The organism is Desulfosporosinus paludis, from assembly GCF_045689965.1.
GTDB classification, from domain to species: Bacteria; Bacillota; Desulfitobacteriia; order Desulfitobacteriales; family Desulfitobacteriaceae; genus Desulfosporosinus; species Desulfosporosinus paludis.
The window spans coordinates 1,687,063-1,707,787 of the sequence record NZ_CP144211.1; the positions used below are offsets into that span (position 1 = coordinate 1,687,063).

The window sequence follows — 20,725 nt, forward strand, 5'->3', positions numbered from 1 at the left end:
TTTGTAGTAAGCCGTCATCCAAAGCCGGTTACCACTATAATACCCACTAACAGTACCCAAAAATCCATCTTTAACTAGCTATGTATTATGGATAACGAAATTGTCAGATAAAGAATCCCTATGACAATCCACTTTAAAATATCCTTCATTATCGTGATTCCCAGGAGAATTAAAATAGAATCACTCGTTAAATACGTCATAAAATTCTCACCGCAGCTTAGGTCGCAGATGGTTACAGCCTTTTGCTGTTTATTTTTCCTCCACTCATTCTTGATAAAACCGACCTGAATTACTTTCATGGAAAACAGCCAGACCGTTCAAACGATCTGGCTGTAGACATGCTTATTAAACTTTTTCGCTGACCCCTTTTATCGTACATTAATACCTCTTATTTTCAAGGCTTTAATGGGCAGAACAGGAGCTTGCTTTTGTTTCCTTCACCTACGAACGAATATAGAAATGTAACTTATTCTAACTCATGAATAAATAATCCGCTTCTAAGCTTCGGTTCAAACCAAGTAGACTTTGGCGGCATTAATTGACCGGCATCGGATACGTCAAGTAACTCATTGATTGATGTTGGATACATTGAGAAGGCGACCTTCATATCTTCGTTGACTCTTCTTTCTAGTTCTTTAAGGCCTCTTATTCCACCAATGAAGTCAATTCGTTTATCGGTTCTAATGTCTTTTATGTTTAGAATAGGTGTTAATAAATGATTTTGGAGTAAAGAAACGTCAAGCCCCTCTACAGGATCATTTGACCGAATCTCCTTCTTGGCAGTTAACTTATACCACACTCCTTCCAAGTACATCCCAAATGTACCCTTTTCCGTTGGCTTATAGGGTTCTTCCCCCACATCTTCAATTACAAAAGATTGTGCTGCTTTACTTAGAAACGCTTCTTTCCGATAACCGTTTAAATCTTTAACCACGCGGTTGTAGTCTAATATCATCAACTGGTCATGGGGAAACAACACAGAGAGAAAAAAGTTAAACTCCTCTTCTCCGGTATAACCTGGATTTGCTTCTCTCCGTTTTAACCCAACTTTTACAGCCGAAGCTGTTCGATGATGGCCGTCCGCGATATAGACATTTCGTATCTTCTTAAATTCTGTAGATATCGTTTCTAGGTCAGCCCCCTTATCGATTTTCCATATAGTATGCCTAACTCTATCAGGAGCAACAAAATCATATAAGGGAGATCCCTTCTTGATCCTATCCACTACTTCATTAATGGTTTTTTGCGAACGATAAGCTAAAAATATCGGTCCGGTTTGAGCATTACAAATATCCACATGATTAATACGATCGATTTCTTTATCTTCCCGCGTCTTCTCGTGCTTCTTTATGACATTGTCCAAATAATCGTCAATCGACGCGCACCCGACCAAACCCGCCTGGGAACGGCCATCCATTGTCAACTCATACACATAGTAACAGTTCTTGCCTTCCTTCAGAAAAATACCTTCGCTGATCATTTGCTGAAGGATATCCCTTGCTTTCTCATATACCATAACATCATAGGGATTGAAGTCCTTATCAAATTGAGTCTCAGCCCGATCTATCTTTAAAAATGAGAACGGTTCTTTTAGGACTTCATCTAGAGCTTCTTCACGGTTATACACATCATAAGGGAGCGCTGCTACTTTACTTGCAATATCTTCTCGTGGTCTCACAGCGTTAAAAGGTCTTATCGTAGCCAAAGATGCTCTTCCTCCATTCCTTAAAAATTTATCATAGATGAAATTCGAGAGGATCAATATTACAGATCCCCTCGAACTTAACTTATTTTATAACCCTCATTCTTAAAACTCCGTCAATTCCTTTAATCTTCCTTATTATGTCAAGGTTTGAAGGGGATTCGATATCGAGCATCGTATACGCCCACTTTCCCTTACTCTTATTCATCATGTCGGAAATATTAATGTTTTCTTGGGCAAAAGCTGAGGTGAACTGGCTTAGCATGTTTGGTATATTGCGATGGTGAATAGCAATACGTTCCGCTTGAGTACATACCCCCATGTCACAATTGGGATAGTTCACTGAATTTTTGATATTTCCATTTTCCAGATAGTCCATTAATTGCTCAACTGCCATAACGGCACAGTTATCTTCCGATTCATTCGTCGAAGCACCTAGGTGGGGAACTGCAATGACCCCTTCAACTCCTACAACTTTAGGATTGGGCAAATCTGTCACATATTTGCCGACCTTCCCGGATTTTAAAGCTTCAATTAAATCGTCATCATTCACTAAAGTATCTCTGGAGAAGTTAAGGAGTTTAACCCCATCCTTCATAAACTCAAAGGCTTCTTTATTAAACATACTCTTCGTCGTATCTGTCAAAGGCACATGAACTGTAATAAAATCGCATTCCCGATAGATCTCTTCCAAGGATTTACTCGGTTTAATATATTTTGAAAGCTTCCAGGCAGCGCCCACGGAAATATATGGGTCATATCCGTAGACCTCCATCTCCAGCTTAATTGCTATATTGGCAACCAAAACTCCAACAGCTCCAAGTCCGATGACACCAAGTTTCTTCCCTTTAATTTCCGTTCCGGCAAACTTAGCTTTATTCTTTTCAACGAGTTTGGCAACGTCAGGGTCCTCTTTAACCGAATTTACCCAGTTCACTCCCCCGATAATGTCGCGGGAAGCCAGAATCAACCCGGCGATCACAATCTCTTTTACCCCATTCGCATTCGCACCCGGTGTATTAAAAACGACAACCCCTTTTTCGGCACATTTATCAAGAGGGATATTGTTAACTCCGGCTCCCGCTCTGGCAATCGCCTTTAAAGAACCGGGCAGCTCCAATTCATGAACACTGGCACTCCTGACAAGGGCTGCATCGGCATCATTGAAGCTCTCAACCATCTCATAATTATCCGTGAGTAATTCCAGTCCTATATTGGCTATGGGGTTTAATCGATTAATCTTAAACATTGCTGCATCTACTCCTTAATAGTTTTCTAGTTGTTTTCTGCCTCAAATTTTTTCATGAATTCAACTAACGTTTTAACGCCTTCGATGGGCATGGCATTATAAATACTTGCTCTCATTCCACCGACAGTTCTGTGGCCCTTTAAGTTTTCCAGTCCTACAGCCTTAGACTCTTTGACAAATTTGGCATCAAGTTCCTCAGAACCCGTGACAAAGGGTACATTCATTAACGAACGGTCCTTCTTGACAACTGTTCCTCTGAACAGCTTGCTTGAATCAAGGTAATCATATAAGATCGCAGCCTTCTCCTCATTCCTTTTCTTCATAGCTCCGAGGCCGCCTAAGTTCTGAACCCACTTAAATACTTTACCGCAGATATAAATTCCATAGGCCGGAGGGGTATTATAAAGCGAATTATTATCGGCGTGGGTTTTGTATCTTAACATGGTCGGCGTGCCGGGCAAGACATCATCGGTAATTAAGTCTTCTCGAATAATGACAACAACCACTCCTGCAGGGCCGATATTTTTCTGAACACCGGCAAAAATGAGGCCGTATTTCGTGACATCTACCGGTTCAGAAAGTATATCCGATGACATATCGGCAACTAAGATCTTATCACCTGTTTCCGGCAAATCATTAAATTTTGTTCCATAGATTGTATTGTTATGACAGATATACACATAATCGGCATCATCGGAAATTTTCAAGTCCTTTAGATCGGGTATATAGCAAAACGTCTTATCCTCTGAAGAGGCGATAACATTAATTTTGCCATAAATCTTGCCTTCAGTAATGGCCTTTTTAGCCCATTGCCCGGTATTAATGTGATCTGCCACTTTACTTTTCATCAGGTTCATGGGAATCATGGCGAACTGTTGAGATGCTCCGCCTTGCAGAAACAATACTTTGTAATTATCCGGTATGCTCATCAAGTCTCTCAATGCCTTTTCAGCCTCGCCAATTATTCCCTCGAAAGCCTTCGAACGATGGCTCATCTCCATAACGGACATACCCGTACCGTTATAATCCAACATCTCCTCTGCTGCTTCCTTTAACACCTCTTCCGGCAGTACAGCCGGACCTGCCGAAAAGTTGTATACTCTTGCCATGAAAAAATCCTCCTTTTGTTTTGACTTCTAGAAACATCTTTGTTTTAAACAGTTCACTCTTTCCTTGATTTTACTTAATTGTTTTAAATTGGATATAATTGAAAATAATAAAACCCGCTCCATAATTGGGGCGGGAATTCCGCGGTACCACCCAAGTTCCAGCCTGTTTAAAACACATGAATAACGCTTAAAAACAAACAGACCTCTCATCCCTATAAAAGGGACGAGAGGTTATTCCCGCGTTGCCACCCATGTTGCCAAAACCGGCCAACTTATGTCCGCGCTATCGGGCGGAACCCGTCACAATTCATCATTGGCCACTCCAGGATGGAATCCTTTGGCTTCGTAGACTGACTTACACCAACCGCCAGCTCTCTAAACAACTTAAGCCCAGGACTTCCCTTCATTGTGTTCAGGCGTATTTCGAATGTTTTATTGAAGTTGATTTTAAACCATTAGAGTCGGCATGTCAATAACTTTTCTATATTAATCAAACTAATTATGGCAAAGTTATAGAGTACAGCATGCCAATACCGCAAATTCTTGCTGCAAGCAGGTTTTATCTAAACTGTTTTCCAGATAACCACTGTCTCAACGTGCCTTGTCACGATAAAAGAGCTATATTTTATTATAGGTCATATTGCCGTTAACAGGGTGCGTGAAGTGGGCTATCACTTTAATTCGGCCTTTAGTCATCGAATAACTAGTAATTACAAGCTGACTGTTAATACCTTGTGCCTTACCAAAAAGTTCTTCAAAAGAAGATATTTCAACTTCACGTCAAGCGTTGTGGACTCCATTACTCCACTAGTCCTACACATGTTTAAATAAGATATTCACTCAAACGCTTTCTTGCCGCATTTGCCTTTCTAGGGTTTTGATAATTAAATCAAGGGACTTTTATCTCCTTTGTAATAAATAACCAGTCGATGGAGTGCTCGTGTACAGGCAATGTACAATAATTGTCTATCAAAATCACTTGCATAGTTTTCCTTATTAACATCGTAAATGATCACAACATCAAATTCTAATCCCTTTGCCATATAAGTTGGAATGACCAGTGCACCTTTTATAACTTCCCCGCCTCGTGGGTTAATAAGTGTGAGTTGCACCGATTTTTTCAACCGACTAAACACCTTTTCTGCTTCTTCTTGAGTTTTACATATAACAGCTACGGATTCATACCCTTGCTCTGTATAATTCGCTATATCTTCTATGATCGACTGATCCATCGCCTCCAATGTTTCTTGATGGATAACCATGGGTTCTTCACCATACCGTTCAATAGAGCAATAATCTTGTTGGGTACCTTCACCTAGTAGATTCTGTGTGAAGGTGTTGATTTCACAGGTTGACCTATACCCTTTATATAAAGACAGCTTAATCGTCTTACCTTTATTGAGTATCTCAGAAATATCGTCATATAGTGAACAGTCCATTGTTTTTTCAATCGTCTGATGAATGTCTCCTAAGACGGTATAGGTCGCATTTTTGTACAAAATCTTAAAAACCTCGTATTGCAGAGGAGTATAATCCTGGGCTTCATCAATGACCACATGTTTGATCCCGGAAACCACATCATTCCCTTCGATTTTTAACTTCAGATAAAGAAGCGGAGCGTAATCTTCATAGTGCACTTGCCCCTCTCGTAGATTTTGAAGAGTTGTTGAAATAATTTTCTCAATAGTCTCCGGAAGTGTTAGACCTTGCGACAACTTGAGCAAAAGCCCACGGTTCTCGAAAAGCAGCGTATACAAGTGTTTATAATCAACGTTCGTGAATTTTTGAATTCGTTCCCGAAAAACCACGGCTTGTTTAATGGCTAATAATCGGCTGAATGACTTTATTTCAAACTCATGTCCTTCACTTTTTTCTACAATCTTCTCCAAGCGTTTGAGTCTCTTTTTCTGTAATGGGTGAACCTTTTTTAAAAGGATCGTCTCGATTATTTTGAGCTGTTTTGCCACCGGAAGACCAATTTCATTGTGTAGAAAACGGTTCTTTAGCTGTTGCCTCGTCGCTAGAATTGTTCCGTTATAATAGACATCCTCAAAGACAATAAGCCGATGCGCATAATACCATAATAGTCTGTCAAGAATTTGCTTAAATACCCTCGAACCCTTAAAATCAATGCTTTGCCGCCGACCGTCATCACCCGTCGACCCTCGGGAATTTATCAATGATTCAAGCTGCATATCTCTTGTTTCTTCCCCAAACCTGCCTTGAAAAACCTCTAAGACTAGATCGTCAAAGATGCTTTGCCTCACGTTTTCCTCCCCCAGCTCAGGGAGGACACTCGAAATATAGTGACTAAAAACGGAGTTAGGAGATATTATGATGACATCCTTAGACCGCAGATTGGAATTAAGACCCTCATAAAGGAGGAAGGCAATCCTATGCAGTGCAATCGATGTTTTGCCACTACCCGCTACACCTTGTACGATTAAGAGCTCATGATCCCTATCCCTAATAATTACGTCTTGTTCCTTTTGAATCGTTTCGATAATATTTTTCATTTTGGCGGAGGCATTATGACTTAGTACTTCCTGCAGTATTTCGTCGGTAATCCTGATACTACAATCGAAAAAGTATTTCAGCGTTGAATTTCGAATTTTATATTGCCTTTTTAAAGAAACCTCTCCCTGACTAATCCCTGCCGGAGTGTCAAACATTGCTTCACCAAGTTCATACCTATAAAATATACTTGAAATAGGTGCGCGCCAGTCATAAACGTAGACTTGACCTGTGTTCCTATCCATTAAATTGTAAAGTCCAATGTATATCTTTTCTTTTTCACTAAAACCCTTTTCTATAAAGTCAAATCGGCCAAAGTAAGGTGAGCTTATCATTTTCTTGAGGTTCCTGATACGCCGTGGATTGTAACTTGAGATATGATTATTAACTTGCATAAGATGCAGGTTTATATCGATAAGACTTTCAAAGTCACTCGAAACATGAACGGTGTTTTCATACATATCCTTTCTAGCGGCAATTAAATCACTCTTTTTCTCTCCTAAAATCTTCGCTTCCTTTTCTACTTCTTCGTCGATAAAGGCCAATGTCTTCCTAAGATACTCAATCTCCTCTTGATAATTTTCTTGGTAACTGTCCATTGGATCACGCTCCTAAACTAAAGAATCTTGAAAGAACCATTTGACATTCCTATCGTCTTTGTGATATAATAATGGTGAAGGATGTAGGATATGTTGGTTTTTTATGCCCATTTATCATTATACGGCAAATGCATCTTAAAGTATAGCAAAAAGGTAAAAAAACAGTTTTCCAATGACTTTCCCTTTCAAGTAGATAGATATAAAATTTAAAAATCATTTATACTAAGGTCTGATTTCGATAATTTATTCGGAATCGGGCTTTTTGGAGTTTCCTGTAATTTTTCATTGTTATAGAAATCCAAAGCAGAAAACCAAAAAGCAGGAAATTAGCTGTCAGACGTCAGAGAGGAATTTGGAGGAAAACGAGTGATAGTGTTGATTTGAATTTTTTTGATTCCATAAAACCGACTTGTATTGCTTTCAAGAAAACAGCCAGACCGTTCAAAACGATCTGGCTGTAGACATGCTTATTAAACCTTTTTACTGATTCCTTTAGTCCAACCCCATTTATCCAGGGCACAAATTGCCAAACTAATTCTATAAGATTCCTCATATTCATTAATACTCAGAACCATATGCGTTCCTATGAACCTTACCAAAACTCTTTATATCCTCTTCTGAATAGGGCGGCTTAGATTCCGCAGGGTATCCGAAGGATATGATCGAAGCAACGTTTAGAGTATCAGGAACTGCCAAAATTCTGCGCACATATTGTTCAGCCGTCTCAGTATCAGAATACTGACGTTCCCTAATTTGGATCCAGCAAGATCCCAATCCCAAAGATTCTGCTGTCAGATGGAAAATTGTCGCAGCGATAGATGCGTCTTCCACCCAAACATCGCTCCGATTAGGATCGGCCAGTATTACTACTGCAAGGGCCGCTCCTTTTAAATGCCCCGCCCCTTTTTTCGCTGCCGCTAAACGAGATAAAATCTCCGAATCGTCTACAACCACAAATTGCCAAGGTCTAAACCCACATGATGACGGGCTGAGCAAAGCCGCCTTTAAAAGGACTTGAACTGTTTCCCGGTCTATCTTTGTGGGTTTATACTTTCTAATACTCCGCCGTTTCAAAAGTATATCTAACATGTTTAATTCCCCTTTCTTACTCTGATCTGCTTAATATATTTGAGAATACCCTTATTAAGTAAAACAGTATCCGATGTCGACTTCTCAAAAAGAATCTTCTCATCCCTTTAGGGGTGAGAAGATTAATTCCATCAGACAATTAATCGTTTGGCTATATCAAACAAATTATATCACATGATTCTTTTAAAACCTACTTTAGGAGGCTTGTTATAATGAATCGTTTGAACCATCATTCATACAGAGCTTTCTAAATATTATTTGCCGCCGATAGGACAAAGGGATTCTAAATCTTCTTTCGTTAGCTTGCTTTTGATTTGGGATTGTACGGAGAACTCAAAAACTAAAGCATATAATTTTTTAACAAACTCGGGAGAAAGCTGCAAATCCTCTGCTAGAGGAATTAAACGCTGTAAAATATCTTTTTCTCTGCTAATATCTTTGACACGATCCAACCGTTTTTGAGCTCCGATTTTTTTGACAATTTGCATACGATCAGCTAAACATTCAATAAGGTTATGATCGATTTGGTCAATTTCCCAGCGCAAAGATTCTAACGTTTCCTCAAGTTTCCCACAAGCAAAGAGTCTCCCAACTGATTGAGCAACGACACCTAACTCTTGAGCTAAGGTCATAAATTGTTCTGGGGTAAGAGACTGTGGACCATCGCTTACAGCCTCGTCTGGATTAGGGTGCATCTCAATGAGCAAACCGTCAGCACCTGCTGCTAATGCTCCTTTGGATAAAGAAGGGATCAAATCTCTTCGTCCCGCAGCATGACTAGGGTCGACAATCACAGGAAGATGAGAAAGCTCTTTGGCCACTCCCACAGCGCTTAAGTCCAACGTATTTCTCGTACTGGGTTCAAAAGTGCGAATCCCTCGTTCACATAAGATGACTTGGGAATTACCTGCTGCCAATATATATTCTGCAGCTAACAGCCATTCTTCAATCGTCGCAGATAGTCCGCGCTTGAGAATGATAGGCTTATTAACTTTACCGGCCAATTTCAGCAACTCAAAATTTTGCATATTACGAGCACCTATTTGTAGCAGATCGACCTTGTCAGCGACCATATCCAAGCTTTTAACATCAATCACTTCTGTGACACACAGAAGTCCCTCTTCTTTTGCAGCTTGCACTAAATAATTTACTCCCTCAAGCCCCAATCCCTGAAAGCTATACGGAGATGTACGTGGCTTGAATACTCCCCCACGCAGTATTTTTCCTCCTGCAGTTTTGACGGTTGCGGCAGCTTTCTGCATCTGAATACTTGATTCCACAGCACATGGACCTCCGATAAGGATAATTTCTTTTCCTCCTAAAGTTACTCCGCCAACCTGAATATGACTCCGTTTTGATTTTAATCCAGCTAGTTTTAAATCTTTCATTATCCATTCCTCCTAAATAATAAATAAAGCCCACGGTTCATCCCACTCAGGGACGAAAGCCGTGGACTTCCGCGTTACCACCCAATTTGACCAAACATGGCCCTCTCAGAAAGGTACAGGATTCTTACTCGTCATTGTCGAGTCATCAGGCAGCTAAAACAAAAAGTTTCTCATCCCTGACGGGACGAGAAACTTTATCTCGTATTACCACCCAACACTAGCCGTTTGGCTACTCCACAAGGTACGGGAAAGATATCCGATACCCCCTTCCTGTTAACGGGGAAGAACCGTCCTAGCCTACTTGATTTCGTTCAGCCGGCAGCTCGGGAGGGAACTTCAGTTATTACTACACATAGAAGAGTTTCCAGTCGAGACTCTTCTTCCCTGAATGGTAATATATAGCCTACTTTTCTCCGTCGTAGCTTTTAAGGATTTAATTAAATGTATTATAACAGAATCAGGGGATTTGTCAACTATCTATATTAGATTAATTCATTAGCTCTATGCATGAGTTGCCATATTTTCCAGTTTTTTAGCATACTATCAGGTGTCAATATAATTTATATCTATAAGTCTATTTTATTCACTCAAGATCTTAGCTGCGCTTAACGTTTTAGAGAACTCTGTTTCTTTGATTGAATAGCATTTCTCAGCAAAGGAAAAAATATAGTATATCTTAAGGCTATCTTAAGGTTATTTTAAGATTCATAATGTAGAGTTGTCATGTACTTAAAATTAACATTTAATCAATCATCTGCCGTTATATTAGAAAGGAGATTTAAACATGCGTTTTTCACTAGGGCTATTGGATTCGCTCTTTGGAGAGAAGATAATACTCCAAGGACCTGATGAGAAAGGAAATATTATTAAATGCAAAGTATCCAAAAAGTGGCTTGAACGTGCACAAGGAGGCAGCTCGTTCCCTCCTCAAGATCCAACGAGTGATGATAAGTATTCCACATCATCGATTTGATTTTCTTTAAGCAAACTAAATTTCATGGAATTTTAGTATTATAAAGTTTATCAAGGATCCCTCGGAAAGCTATCGGGAGGGGAATCTCACCTAAATCATTTAACGATATCCAGCACCTGCTTTGATTAGGCAGGTGCTCTTTTAACTCAAGATAAGTCTCCTTACCTTCTTTAAAAAGCTCCCCCTCGGATCTAGGATTCAATGTTTGGGCTAATCTGAGTTTACCATGGTCAACATAGGCTTCGCTTAGGTCGAAGGTAATCCAGATTATTTTCCACCGCCTATGACTAAAATTGTACCATAAAGGCCCTTGAAGCTCGAAACCCTGCGCTATCAAGTCTTGGACATTTCTGTCAAAGGAACGGTCTGATACTGCGTCTTGAAATAGTTGAAACCATTCTAAGTAAGTAAACATAGACAGTGGCTCACACAGTTGGATTCCCTGCAAGAATTCCACGCCGGGAAACTCCCAGAGATCGGCCAGCAATCCATCGGATGGTCGCTTTTGCAAATAAACTTTATCTCCTCGCCGCAAAACAAATGTTAAGCGAGTCACTTCTTGACGCTGTACTTTAATCTTTTTGACGGGGTAGTCACGGAGATCTCCTCCCTGTTTGTATCCAAGGCATATTTGGACCAAAGGGCACCCTTCACAGTTTGGTTTAGTCGGAGTACAAACCGTAGCACCGAGCTCCATTAACCCTTGATTAAAATCTCCTGGTCGAAGACTTGGCTGCCACGCCGCAATGTGCTGATCGAAATGCCGATAACTATTGATCGACTCCACCGGCTCAGTCCAGGCCAAAAGTCGAGATATAACCCTCAAAACATTGCCGTCAATCGCGGAGACTTTCTGTCCATAGGCAATACTAGCCACCGCTCCTGCCGTATATTTCCCGATTCCTGGTACTTTAAGAAGCTCGTCAAAGCTATTAGGCATTTTTCCCGTTAACTGGGCAAGTATATAATGAGCTCCCTCCCACATACGCCTTGCCCTTGAATAATAGCCTAATCCCTGCCAAACTGTCAGAACATCATCTAAACTTGCTTCTCCCAATTCCCTTACACCAGGAAAACGCTGAAGAAATCGTTCATAATAGGGGATAACCGTTTTAACTTGAGTTTGTTGAAGCATAACTTCGGACACCCAGATCGCATAGGGATCTTTCGCCTTTCGCCAAGGCAAATCCCTTTTTGTTTTATCATACCAAGTTAACAATAAGTCTGCTATGTTTTGCTCACCCAGCATATCCTTATGAGTTTCTTTTTGTATTGTCATTCTTTGATGTCTCCTATTTATTGATAAGGATCAATCCGACGATGCACAAGGCCACTCCGATTATTTGGAACAAGGTAAATCCTTCATTAAAGAACAAGATACCTATCGGTATCAGCAAAATTGCCAGGATGATATTGGCAACCAGTGAACCAACCCCGATGTTCCAGCCTACCCGATAGGCTAGAAGATATCCCACTTCAAGCCCCACAATCGCTAAACCTAACACGACACTTGTCCAATTTAATTTGTTGAAAGATTCCAAAAAGCCTTTATCTGTTTTATAGAAGAAAGCTGCCAGAACAGTTAACAAAGCTGCTGTTAAGTAGGTTATCAGCAGAGTTGAGAACGGGTTCACGTTTTGTGGAGTCGTCTTCTGACATACATTATATACGATATTCGATGCTACAATTAGCACGATGGGGAAGAAATAAGCAAACATATTAAACCTCATTTATCTTTAAACTTCTTAATCTAATCTTCTACAAACTTTCCAGCACTCTTTTCCGCGTCAAGAGATTTAATTAATACAACCATTGCCTAAATAAACCTTTTAATCATCGTCTTCAAGGTTAGGACAATCAGCCTCCGTCCAAAAGCCCTCAATGGATTGTCGAATAACACTGGTACTAGTTACATAATGAATATCTTTCCATTCAACAGGAAATAGCCTCTTATACTTGGACTGGGCGAAGCGTTCGTCAATCAACAGCACGACACCCCGGTCTTTATCCGTACGAATAACTCGTCCAACAGCTTGTAGCACCTTGTTAAGGCCTGGGTACATATAGGCAAATTCAAACCCTAGGTGATTGGAGGCTTGATAATAGGCACTTATGATCTCCCGTTCCATTCCAATCTGGGGTAACCCTACTCCAACAACTATGGCTCCTGATAGCCGGTCACCCATCAAGTCAATTCCTTCGCCAAAAATTCCGCCCATCAATACGAACCCGATTAGAGTTTTTTCAGGATGCTCAATAAAGTTCGCTAAGAAATCCTCCCGCTCTTCTTCAATCATGCCTGACGTTTGCTGAACTATAGCCACTGAAGGGTTTTGAGCCTCAAACCTATGGCAGACCTCCGATAAATACTCGTAAGATGGAAAAAAAACGAGATAGTTTCCCTTTTTAGACTGAGTTGCGGCAGCGATTGCTTCAGCAATAAGGTCATAGGTCAACGTTCTTTGTTTAAATTTGGTGGATATAGAAGTGTGAATCAGTAAATGTAGGTTCTCTGCCGGGAAAGGGGAAGCTAAGCTCAATTTATAGGAGGTCTCCTCACCACCTAAAACATTTATGAAATAATCCATAGGACTCAACGTTGCAGAAAATAAAACCGCTGACCTCCCTCTTTCCAGGGCTTCCTTTAAGCGAACAGATGGGTCGAGACAAAACAGCTTGATCTTAAAGTCTGTCTTTGACTGTCGATAGGTAACATAACGGCTGTCATAACTTTCGGAAGTTCTGATGAAACTTAAGGCTTGGAAATACAGATCTAAAAGCTGATCTTGCCAAAGATACGCTTGATCCTTAGTTTTAAGAAAATGCTCAACGTCTTTGACAAAGTGACTCAGTACTTGAATCAGTTTAATAGGGAGTTCTTTTTCAACAGTCTCTCCCTTCGAATTCGAATCGAGACAGTGTTTTTTCTCTTTGCTTAAAGCAGCATTAACTCGCATCAAACTTTTTGTCAATTTCAGGTTATCGTCTTTCGTGAGTCGTTTAAGCTTAAGCCAGGCTTCTTTCTCTAATTCCGCCGAAAACATTTCTCGAGCACGATCCACTAAATTATGCGCTTCATCAACCAAAAAAGTATATTCACCACCGTCAAAGAAAAATCGTTTTAAATAAACGCGCGGATCAAAGACGTAGTTGTAATCTCCAATAATTACATCTGCCCACATGGCCATTTCTAAAGAAAATTCAAAGGGACAGATGGAATACTTGTGGGCATAGTCCTCCAAAACTTGCCGAGTCCAAGCCCCTTCATCAAACATCTCTTCTACCGCTCCCCGCAGACGGTCATAATACCCTTTGGCAAACGGGCATTCCTCAGGCAAACACGCGGCCTCCGGCATGAAACACACTTTTCTTTTAGCAGTGAGTGTTAGCCGCTTGATCCTTAATCCTCCGGCTTGCAAACCACTTAGGGCCTTTTCTGCCACGGTACGGGTAATTGTTTTTGCTGTCAAGTAAAAGATTTGGCCTGTTAAACCCTCCGCCATAGCCTTAAGAGCGGGAAACAATGTACCCATGGTTTTGCCGATACCTGTGGGAGCTTGGGCAAATAATTTTTGTCGATGCTTAATGGTCTGATAAACTGCAACAGCCAAATTCCTCTGTCCGATTCTGTATGTGGAGAAAGGAAATTGCATTTCTTGTATACTTTGATTTCGAATATCTGACCATTCTTGAAGTTTACATGCCCATGCCAAATATCGCTCCCCTAAATTAAAGAAGAACTCCGATAGTTCTTCGATATAAAACCATTTATTAAATTTCCTTGTTTCAGCGGTGTCCAGTTGATAATAGGTAAGTTGAACTTCCATCATCTCCAGGCCTTCACGAACAGCGTACATAAAAGCATAGCACTGGGCTTGAGCCCAGTGCAGGTCGCTTAATGATTCGTCAATAAGGTCTAGATCTAAGGTAGTCGTTTTGATCTCGTCTACACAATCTCCAGATTCCTTCTTAATAATCCCATCAGCTCGCCCCTTTACCTCAAGGCAAATCTCTTCATTGAACTCTCTTAGACGCTGCTTTTCTTTAGGAATATAGAGATAGGATAGGGTTATTTCAGGAAGATAGTCCGTACCGCTTTGTTTCTGAATGAATTGGTGTGCTTTAATTCCATCTTGAGTTCGAGCAGCCCCAATCGAACCCGGTTGCAAGTCTCCTTTTTTGAGCACAAATTCAACTAAATCTCGTACAGATACTTTCATTATTGTCAATTCAATAATCCTTCCCAAAACGGTATTACTAGACTAACTTAATTTAATCAATATTGTTATCACCTAACACTTGGAGGCTATGCGTATATCGTATACATAAAATTCGACATAGAACTTTAGAATCCTTTAAAAGGATCTTTCAATTTCCCATTCTTACATGTTCTATCCGAATTGGTTTTAGTGTCTGATAATTGAACAGTACCAGACAATAACTGTAAAATTTTAACTATCTTGACTACTTCTTAACAAGTTGTTCATCATTTACGCAGATTTTGAACAATTTTGGAGAGTATAATCTATAACCGAAGGCAGTTAGGGCAATTAAGAAATGAGATGATAATGTTGAGACTTTCATTTTTGGATCGGACCCGCGGTTTGATTATGATCTTTATGGCTTTAGATCACGCATTGTATTTTTGGAGTAATGGACGAGTAAATAATGAAGGACTGCCACTCTTGGTCAATGGGACTCTAACGTTCCATCCTCTGGGAAGCACTACCCTTCTTGGATTACTCGTCATGTTTTTGTCTAGCCTTTGCGCCCCTGGTTTTTTATTTATAGCTGGGTACGTTTTAGCCTTGTCTATTAAAAAACGGGAAGCAACTGGAGCCTCTGACTTAAGTATCGATAAATATTTATGGAAAAGAGGACTCGTTCTTATCGCTTTGCAGCTATTGATTGCTTCTCCTGCTTTTAATCTTCCTCTATTTATTCAAGCTAAGTCATTCTCAACGGCTACAATTGGGACATTTTTTTCGCTCAGTGTCTTATCCTCCATTGGTTTGGGCTTTATAGTTTTATCTTTTGGACGCCGGATTTCGCCTTGGAAGCTCTTAGGTGTGACCGGATTCCTTTATTTACTTAGTCAAGCCTACCTTCCCAAGTTCACAATGGACTTCCCTCTCCTCCAAACCCTTGTTAAAGCCTGCCAAACTGTATTGGTCTTGCCAGTTCCATTCTCTCCCGAATTGTTGGTAAATAACAATTTTCCCTTAATCCCATGGCTTTTACCAATGACGCTGGGCTGGTTGTACGGGCAAACATATACAGAAAAACGCGGGGTTTCGTATGAGGCAAACAGGTTTGCAGTTTCAGGATTATGCAGTATCGCCCTTTTCTTGGTTTTGCGCTCAGCGGGAATCGGAGATTATCTTCTTCCCGATGGGACAATGCAGGGTTTCTGGGGACTTTCTAAGTATCCTCCCAGTATTGATTATTTTCTTCTCTATCTTGGACTTGTATTTCTCTTATTTTTTCTCTTCTTCAAGCTCTCCGACACCTCTAAGATTGGGGGACTACTAGAGAACTTTGGTCGAGCGCCACTTTTCTTTTATAATGCTCACCTTTGGCTCTATGCTGCAATCCCTGCTGTCTTAGGTCATTTTAATGCCCTTTCCCTTTTACCCGGCACTGGTATCTGGCTGCTTGGAATATTGATCTTATATCCTCTCACCCAAAGTTACCAAATTTTAAGATCCTCTCACAAGCTTCGGAACCCCCGTTCAAAATTGCTTCCCCGTTCAGAATCTATTTCATCCTTGTAAACCTTAGAGATTCGGCCTTAACCTTAGGAAAGGATTGAGTAATATCCATGATTTCTTCCCTAAATCTAAAAACAATCCATTGGACAGAATGTCCTAAAAAAAACGCCTTGCGTTTATGCTTAATAGCTATAGCAATCTTCGTCTTCATTGCTCCCAATCGCCCGGCTCATTACTCCTATCTTTTACTTGTCGGTGCCTTCTGGGGGATAGAGCTTGATCGTTTATCCATACCTTGGCGGCGGTTTTTAGGAGTTGGAATACCCTTAGTATTATTTCCAATTTTGATGTGGCAGTATTTTCCTCCGATCTGGAATGACGTTGTGTATTGGCAATTGGGAACACGTGCTCATCTATTAGATTTAGATACTCTATTTAAGTCAATCCCCGGAAATGATGGCTGGGTATTCAGGATAATTCAAACTCCTTGGTTAACTGACTATTTTCGCTGGATTTATGCAAATGGTTTTACCCTCCCGGTACTAATACCAATTTTTCGATCGTTTTGGGCCAAAGACTCCTTAAAAATGATTCGGTACAGCTTGTCAGCTCACGTCTTACAGTTTCTTTTAATCTTTCCTTTCTATTTAACCATCCATGTCAACGAAGTATGGTATGTCTTAGGTCAACCCGATGGCATGGCCCGCAATCTTTCAGCAGCAGATGCTGCAGTTGTAGTTGTCAATTGTTTCCCTTCAATGCACACTTCTATAGCTTTTGCCATGCTCTTGCTAGCTTGGAGGGAAAAGGATAAACTCTTCCGTTATGTCTGGACAATTTTTTGCTTTTCTGTAATCTACTCAACGCTCTATCTCGAAATTCACTGGGTTACGGATGTTCTTGCCGGTATTGTTCTGGCCGTCACTGCCGTCAAATTCGGAGATTGGCTTATTGGCATTATCTCAGCTAAATGGAAAACAAAGGCCCGTAACTCCAAGACTTTACAAGATTTGAATTGTACTTAGCAAATTAATAAGTTGTAAAACCAGCTTATGGTACTTGTAAGGGTTTGTAACAAACTGTATACCTGTCTGTTACAAACCCTTGTTATGATCGTTAACTATGCGATCCTCTTTATCTTCTTAAGGAAAATCCCTTTACATAATTAGCTTGGAGATTGGTTTGCTACGGCAGTTTGGAGTTTAGCCTTCTCCTCTTCCACTAACTGACGTCTCAGAACTTTCCCCACGATAGTCCTCGGCAGCTCATCTCTGAACTCTACAAGACCTTAGCCCTTGATACTAAGTGAGTATACGTGAAATATTTAGCCGTAAAATAACATTACGGTTACTCACCAGATAAGTGTACTTGTATTAAATTGTTACATAATAACTAACGTGTAGAGTGAAATTGTATGTAAAGTATACAGTTACTGGATTTGTTTCTAAATTTAAAGAAAACTTGACTGACGCCCGAGGACACTGTCTTCGCACTTGTTAGCCTTGGCGAAGGCAGCTGACTTAGTTACACTTATGCTGCAGAAAGTATGGAACGTAAGTTACACTTTCTGATCAGTGTAAAAAAGACCTCAGTCTCTTAAATGACTGAAGCCTTTTAATAAAAATCAAGAATAATTTAACCATAAAGATTCGCTTAGCAATAATCTGAAAATCAGTTACTCATAAACATAAAAGCCTTTTTTGGTTTTAACTCCATATTCCCCTTTGGCATATTTCTCGACCAGGATGGGGGAAGGTTTATCTTTAGGATCTTGGGTATCCTGATAACGTTCCATTCCAATATAATATGCTAAATCTATTCCTGTGAAATCCACCAAACGGAAAGGTCCCATAGGATGGCCCAAAGCATTCGTAACTGCTAAATCAATCTCTTCAGGGGTGGCAATTCCCATATCAGCAAGAAACATCGCTTCATGATTAAGGGCAGCCAAGATTCGGTTTACTAAAAAACCATAGATTTCCTTCTTTAAGCAGACCCCAGTTTTGCCGAGTTTAGCCGCCAGATCCATCGTTATCTGGGCAGTTTCTTGAGAAGTATGCGGACCTTGAACCACCTCTACAAGTTTCATGACTAACGCGGGATTGAAGAAATGCATGTTGCAGACCTTATCTGGGCGTTTTGAGACATCAGCAACTTTAGAACTTATAATGAAGGAACTATTAGTAGCCAGAATCGCATGAGATGGAGCAATTCTGTCCAGATCAGCAAAAAGTTTGCGCTTTATGTCTATTTTCTCGACAGCGGCTTCAATTACAAAATCGGCATCTCCAGCTGCTTTCTCTAAACTTTGACTAAAGTTTAGATTTTGCAAGGCCATAGTGGCTTGTTCTTGTTTTAGTTTTCCTTTTGCAACGCGTTCAGGGAGATAGGTCCGGGCAAAATTTTCGGCTTTACTCAACATTTCTTCACTTATATCTGTACAAGTCACTTTGTACCCGGCTAAAGCTGCACACAAAGCAATCTGATGCCCCATATTTCCCGCACCAATGACACAAATCTTTTTAATATCTTCGACGTTCATAATTGCACCTCCATAAATTTTTAGAAAGCCTCTTCTGGCATATCCATAGCCGATGTGTCGGCTTCCTTGATAATTTGAGCAGTTGCTATGACATCTGGGAGAATATTTCGCAAATAAAATCTAACCGTGGTGATTTTTCCTTTATAGAAGTTCAGGTCTCCTGATCCTTGAGTTAATTTCTCCTGAGCGACTAAGGCTTGTTGCATGAGCAGATATGCGCCATATAATTCGGCAGTCATCCGTAAAATTCTGGTGCTGTATAAGGGGACTAATCGGATGTCTCCTTTAAAATAGCCATAGACTGTTCCCATCATTTCTTGGTAGGCCTTAATTGCTTGGCTAAGTAACTCGAATTCACGTGCGAAGGAAGTATTTTCCCGGTTATTTTGGATGAATGTGCTGATTCTCTGCAGCCATTCCTTAAAAATGCTTCCTTTGTCCAGGCTCCACTTACGCCCAACGAGGTCCATTGATTGGATAAAGTTAGTGCCTTCCCATATTGAGTAAATCTTCACATCACGTGCTTGACGTGCCACCGGATACTCTTCAGTGAATCCATACCCTCCATGAACTTGAATTGCCTCAGTAATCATCAACCACGCCTGGTCTGAACAATAGGCTTTTACTAAGGGCGTTATAACTTCAACTTGACGTTTTGCTTCTCTAGCCTCTTCAGGTTCACCGCCATATTCAGCCAAGTCCAAATAATAATAGGCCTGGAATATCATAGCGCGCATAGCTTCGAGTGTGGCCTTTTGAGTAAGCAACATCCGTCGAATATCTTCGTGCTGGATGATCGGAACTCTTTTACCTTTAGGATCAGTAATGGGACGGCCTTGAATACGTTCTTTAGCATACTCAACCGAATTATTATACGCTACGGTCGCTACACCCAAAGCACTATGCCCTGTATCAAGTCGCGAACCATTGATCATCTTAAACATTTGGGCCATACCTTGCCCAAACCCTTTTCATCTGGCGCGCTCCCTAAAAGAAGACCGCGGCACTGATCCTCTTCTCCAAAACTAAGAACCGCTGTTGAAGAACCTTTAAGGCCCATTTTATGTTCAATTCCAACCGTAGAAACGTCGTTAGATTCCCCAAGGCTGCCATCGTTCTTAACCCAAATCTTAGGCACAATAAATAAGGATAACCCTTTTGTTCCAGGTGCAGCTCCATCGATTCGGGCAAGCACTAAGTGAATGATGTTCTCGGTGAGATCATGGTCTCCCCCTGTAATAAAACATTTTGTACCTTTTATTTTATAAGTTAATGGATCATCCGTAGGGTAGGCCTTGGAGAGCATATCTCCAACATCAGAACCGCCTCCAGGCTCTGTTAGACACATGGTTCCACCCCATTCACCTTTAAACATTTTCGGAGTATAAAGGTTGATTTGCTCGGGAGATCCAAAAGCCTTTATCACAGAAGCAATACCACCGGTTAATCCAATATATGGAGTCATGGCTGGATTAGCTCCAATCATAAATTCCCGTACAGCCTCACATAGGATCGCTGGCAGAGTGCCCTCCCCATCTACATCCTTATTACTTCCACCCCATCCATTTTCCTCAACAAAGCGAAAGGCATTATGGAAAGAAGGCGGAACTGTTACTTTTCCATCTGCAAAAACTGCACCTATTTTGTCACCTTCGTCATTCGTCGGAGCAACAACTTCTTTGCTCATTTTTAACGCTTGATCTAAAATTCCGTCGATATCATCAATATTGAGATAATCCTGAAAGCGTTTGAGTTCAAGTATTTTCTTTCCATCTAACCATTCCTTGATAATAAATTTGTGTTCTCGATTGTTATAAATATATTTGCTTGCCATAAAAACTTTTTCCTC

Annotated in this window: 15 protein-coding genes, 1 pseudogene and 1 other annotated feature; of the genes and pseudogenes, 4 read left to right on the forward strand and 12 right to left on the reverse strand. The window is 40.6% G+C overall.

The annotated features are described in order from the left end of the window. Positions 1 to 74 precede the first annotated feature (74 nt). From VZF35_RS08640 to serC, 4 genes are all read right to left on the reverse strand, one after another. Positions 75 to 299: a hypothetical protein gene (locus VZF35_RS08640; protein WP_407312804.1), complete on the reverse strand. Its 225-nt coding sequence runs from the start codon at positions 297 to 299 to the stop codon at positions 75 to 77. A 167-nt stretch (positions 300 to 466) separates the two neighbouring features. Further along, the gene (locus VZF35_RS08645; RefSeq protein ID WP_407312805.1) at positions 467 to 1,705 is read right to left on the reverse strand and encodes a DUF1015 domain-containing protein; all 1,239 of its coding nucleotides are present in this window, start codon (positions 1,703 to 1,705) and stop codon (positions 467 to 469) included. A gap of 82 nt (positions 1,706 to 1,787) precedes the next feature. Then, the gene (locus VZF35_RS08650; RefSeq protein ID WP_407312806.1) at positions 1,788 to 2,951 is read right to left on the reverse strand and encodes a phosphoglycerate dehydrogenase; all 1,164 of its coding nucleotides are present in this window, start codon (positions 2,949 to 2,951) and stop codon (positions 1,788 to 1,790) included. 26 nt (positions 2,952 to 2,977) lie between these two features. Beyond that, positions 2,978 to 4,060, reverse strand: coding sequence for a 3-phosphoserine/phosphohydroxythreonine transaminase (gene serC / locus VZF35_RS08655; RefSeq protein WP_407312807.1), 1,083 nt, complete (start codon positions 4,058 to 4,060; stop codon positions 2,978 to 2,980). Positions 4,061 to 4,311: 251 nt separating this feature from the next. On the opposite strand from serC, the gene VZF35_RS08660 reads away from it, so the two are divergent. Next, positions 4,312 to 4,536: a hypothetical protein gene (locus tag VZF35_RS08660; protein WP_407312808.1), complete on the forward strand. Its 225-nt coding sequence runs from the start codon at positions 4,312 to 4,314 to the stop codon at positions 4,534 to 4,536. Between the two features lie 408 nt (positions 4,537 to 4,944). On the opposite strand, the gene VZF35_RS08665 is transcribed toward VZF35_RS08660, so the two are convergent. The 3 genes from VZF35_RS08665 to VZF35_RS08675 all read right to left on the reverse strand — a co-directional run bounded on the left by VZF35_RS08665 (position 4,945) and on the right by VZF35_RS08675 (position 9,650). After that, positions 4,945 to 7,173: a HelD family protein gene (locus VZF35_RS08665; protein ID WP_407312809.1), complete on the reverse strand. Its 2,229-nt coding sequence runs from the start codon at positions 7,171 to 7,173 to the stop codon at positions 4,945 to 4,947. Between the two features lie 558 nt (positions 7,174 to 7,731). Further along, positions 7,732 to 8,262 carry a nitroreductase family protein gene (locus tag VZF35_RS08670; RefSeq protein ID WP_407312810.1) on the reverse strand — a complete coding sequence of 177 codons (531 nt, stop codon included), beginning with the start codon at positions 8,260 to 8,262 and terminating at the stop codon, positions 7,732 to 7,734. Positions 8,263 to 8,516: 254 nt separating this feature from the next. Beyond that, a complete protein-coding gene (locus tag VZF35_RS08675; RefSeq protein ID WP_407312811.1) occupies positions 8,517 to 9,650 on the reverse strand; it encodes a bifunctional 3-deoxy-7-phosphoheptulonate synthase/chorismate mutase in 1,134 nt (377 codons plus the stop codon). 45 nt (positions 9,651 to 9,695) lie between these two features. Continuing rightward, positions 9,696 to 10,079: a binding site (T-box leader), on the reverse strand. A 355-nt stretch (positions 10,080 to 10,434) separates the two neighbouring features. Between VZF35_RS08675 and VZF35_RS08680 the strand changes: the two genes are divergently transcribed. Continuing rightward, positions 10,435 to 10,623 (forward strand): hypothetical protein, encoded by a 189-nt coding sequence (locus tag VZF35_RS08680; RefSeq protein ID WP_407312812.1) that lies wholly within the window; start codon positions 10,435 to 10,437, stop codon positions 10,621 to 10,623. A gap of 22 nt (positions 10,624 to 10,645) precedes the next feature. On the opposite strand, the gene mutY is transcribed toward VZF35_RS08680, so the two are convergent. The 3 genes from mutY to VZF35_RS08695 all read right to left on the reverse strand — a co-directional run bounded on the left by mutY (position 10,646) and on the right by VZF35_RS08695 (position 14,843). Further along, positions 10,646 to 11,902, reverse strand: coding sequence for an A/G-specific adenine glycosylase (gene mutY, locus VZF35_RS08685; protein WP_407312813.1), 1,257 nt, complete (start codon positions 11,900 to 11,902; stop codon positions 10,646 to 10,648). 13 nt (positions 11,903 to 11,915) lie between these two features. Beyond that, entirely contained in the window at positions 11,916 to 12,341 is a 426-nt protein-coding gene (locus VZF35_RS08690) for an EamA family transporter (RefSeq protein WP_407312814.1), read from the reverse strand. Between the two features lie 111 nt (positions 12,342 to 12,452). Beyond that, positions 12,453 to 14,843, reverse strand: a complete 2,391-nt coding sequence (locus VZF35_RS08695; RefSeq protein WP_407312815.1) for an ATP-dependent DNA helicase — start codon at positions 14,841 to 14,843, stop codon at positions 12,453 to 12,455. Positions 14,844 to 15,191: 348 nt separating this feature from the next. Between VZF35_RS08695 and VZF35_RS08700 the strand changes: the two genes are divergently transcribed. Both VZF35_RS08700 and VZF35_RS08705 read left to right on the forward strand, forming a co-directional pair. Then, positions 15,192 to 16,397, forward strand: a complete 1,206-nt coding sequence (locus VZF35_RS08700) for a heparan-alpha-glucosaminide N-acetyltransferase domain-containing protein (RefSeq protein ID WP_407312816.1) — start codon at positions 15,192 to 15,194, stop codon at positions 16,395 to 16,397. A gap of 47 nt (positions 16,398 to 16,444) precedes the next feature. Continuing rightward, positions 16,445 to 17,359 (forward strand): phosphatase PAP2 family protein, encoded by a 915-nt coding sequence (locus VZF35_RS08705; protein ID WP_407312817.1) that lies wholly within the window; start codon positions 16,445 to 16,447, stop codon positions 17,357 to 17,359. Positions 17,360 to 18,009: 650 nt separating this feature from the next. Here VZF35_RS08705 and VZF35_RS08710 read toward each other — a convergent pair. Then, the gene (locus VZF35_RS08710; RefSeq protein WP_407312818.1) at positions 18,010 to 18,876 is read right to left on the reverse strand and encodes a 3-hydroxyacyl-CoA dehydrogenase family protein; all 867 of its coding nucleotides are present in this window, start codon (positions 18,874 to 18,876) and stop codon (positions 18,010 to 18,012) included. 20 nt (positions 18,877 to 18,896) lie between these two features. Continuing rightward, positions 18,897 to 20,710, reverse strand: a pseudogene (locus tag VZF35_RS08715) (acyl-CoA dehydrogenase). Positions 20,711 to 20,725 lie beyond the last annotated feature (15 nt).

Bases quoted from the DNA above. Each gene is read 5' to 3' on its own strand.
- mutY (WP_407312813.1), bottom strand. From the start codon at position 11,902: ATGACAATACAAAAAGAAACTCATAAGGATATGCTGGGTGAGCAAAAC.
- VZF35_RS08695 (WP_407312815.1), bottom strand. From the start codon at position 14,843: ATGAAAGTATCTGTACGAGATTTAGTTGAATTTGTGCTCAAAAAAGGA.
- VZF35_RS08705 (WP_407312817.1), top strand. From the start codon at position 16,445: ATGATTTCTTCCCTAAATCTAAAAACAATCCATTGGACAGAATGTCCT.
- VZF35_RS08660 (WP_407312808.1), top strand. From the start codon at position 4,312: ATGTTGCCAAAACCGGCCAACTTATGTCCGCGCTATCGGGCGGAACCC.
- VZF35_RS08700 (WP_407312816.1), top strand. From the start codon at position 15,192: ATGTTGAGACTTTCATTTTTGGATCGGACCCGCGGTTTGATTATGATC.
- VZF35_RS08710 (WP_407312818.1), bottom strand. From the start codon at position 18,876: ATGAACGTCGAAGATATTAAAAAGATTTGTGTCATTGGTGCGGGAAAT.
- VZF35_RS08665 (WP_407312809.1), bottom strand. From the start codon at position 7,173: ATGGACAGTTACCAAGAAAATTATCAAGAGGAGATTGAGTATCTTAGG.
- VZF35_RS08640 (WP_407312804.1), bottom strand. From the start codon at position 299: ATGAAAGTAATTCAGGTCGGTTTTATCAAGAATGAGTGGAGGAAAAAT.
- VZF35_RS08680 (WP_407312812.1), top strand. From the start codon at position 10,435: ATGCGTTTTTCACTAGGGCTATTGGATTCGCTCTTTGGAGAGAAGATA.
- VZF35_RS08650 (WP_407312806.1), bottom strand. From the start codon at position 2,951: ATGTTTAAGATTAATCGATTAAACCCCATAGCCAATATAGGACTGGAA.
- VZF35_RS08670 (WP_407312810.1), bottom strand. From the start codon at position 8,262: ATGTTAGATATACTTTTGAAACGGCGGAGTATTAGAAAGTATAAACCC.
- VZF35_RS08675 (WP_407312811.1), bottom strand. From the start codon at position 9,650: ATGAAAGATTTAAAACTAGCTGGATTAAAATCAAAACGGAGTCATATT.
- serC (WP_407312807.1), bottom strand. From the start codon at position 4,060: ATGGCAAGAGTATACAACTTTTCGGCAGGTCCGGCTGTACTGCCGGAA.
- VZF35_RS08690 (WP_407312814.1), bottom strand. From the start codon at position 12,341: ATGTTTGCTTATTTCTTCCCCATCGTGCTAATTGTAGCATCGAATATC.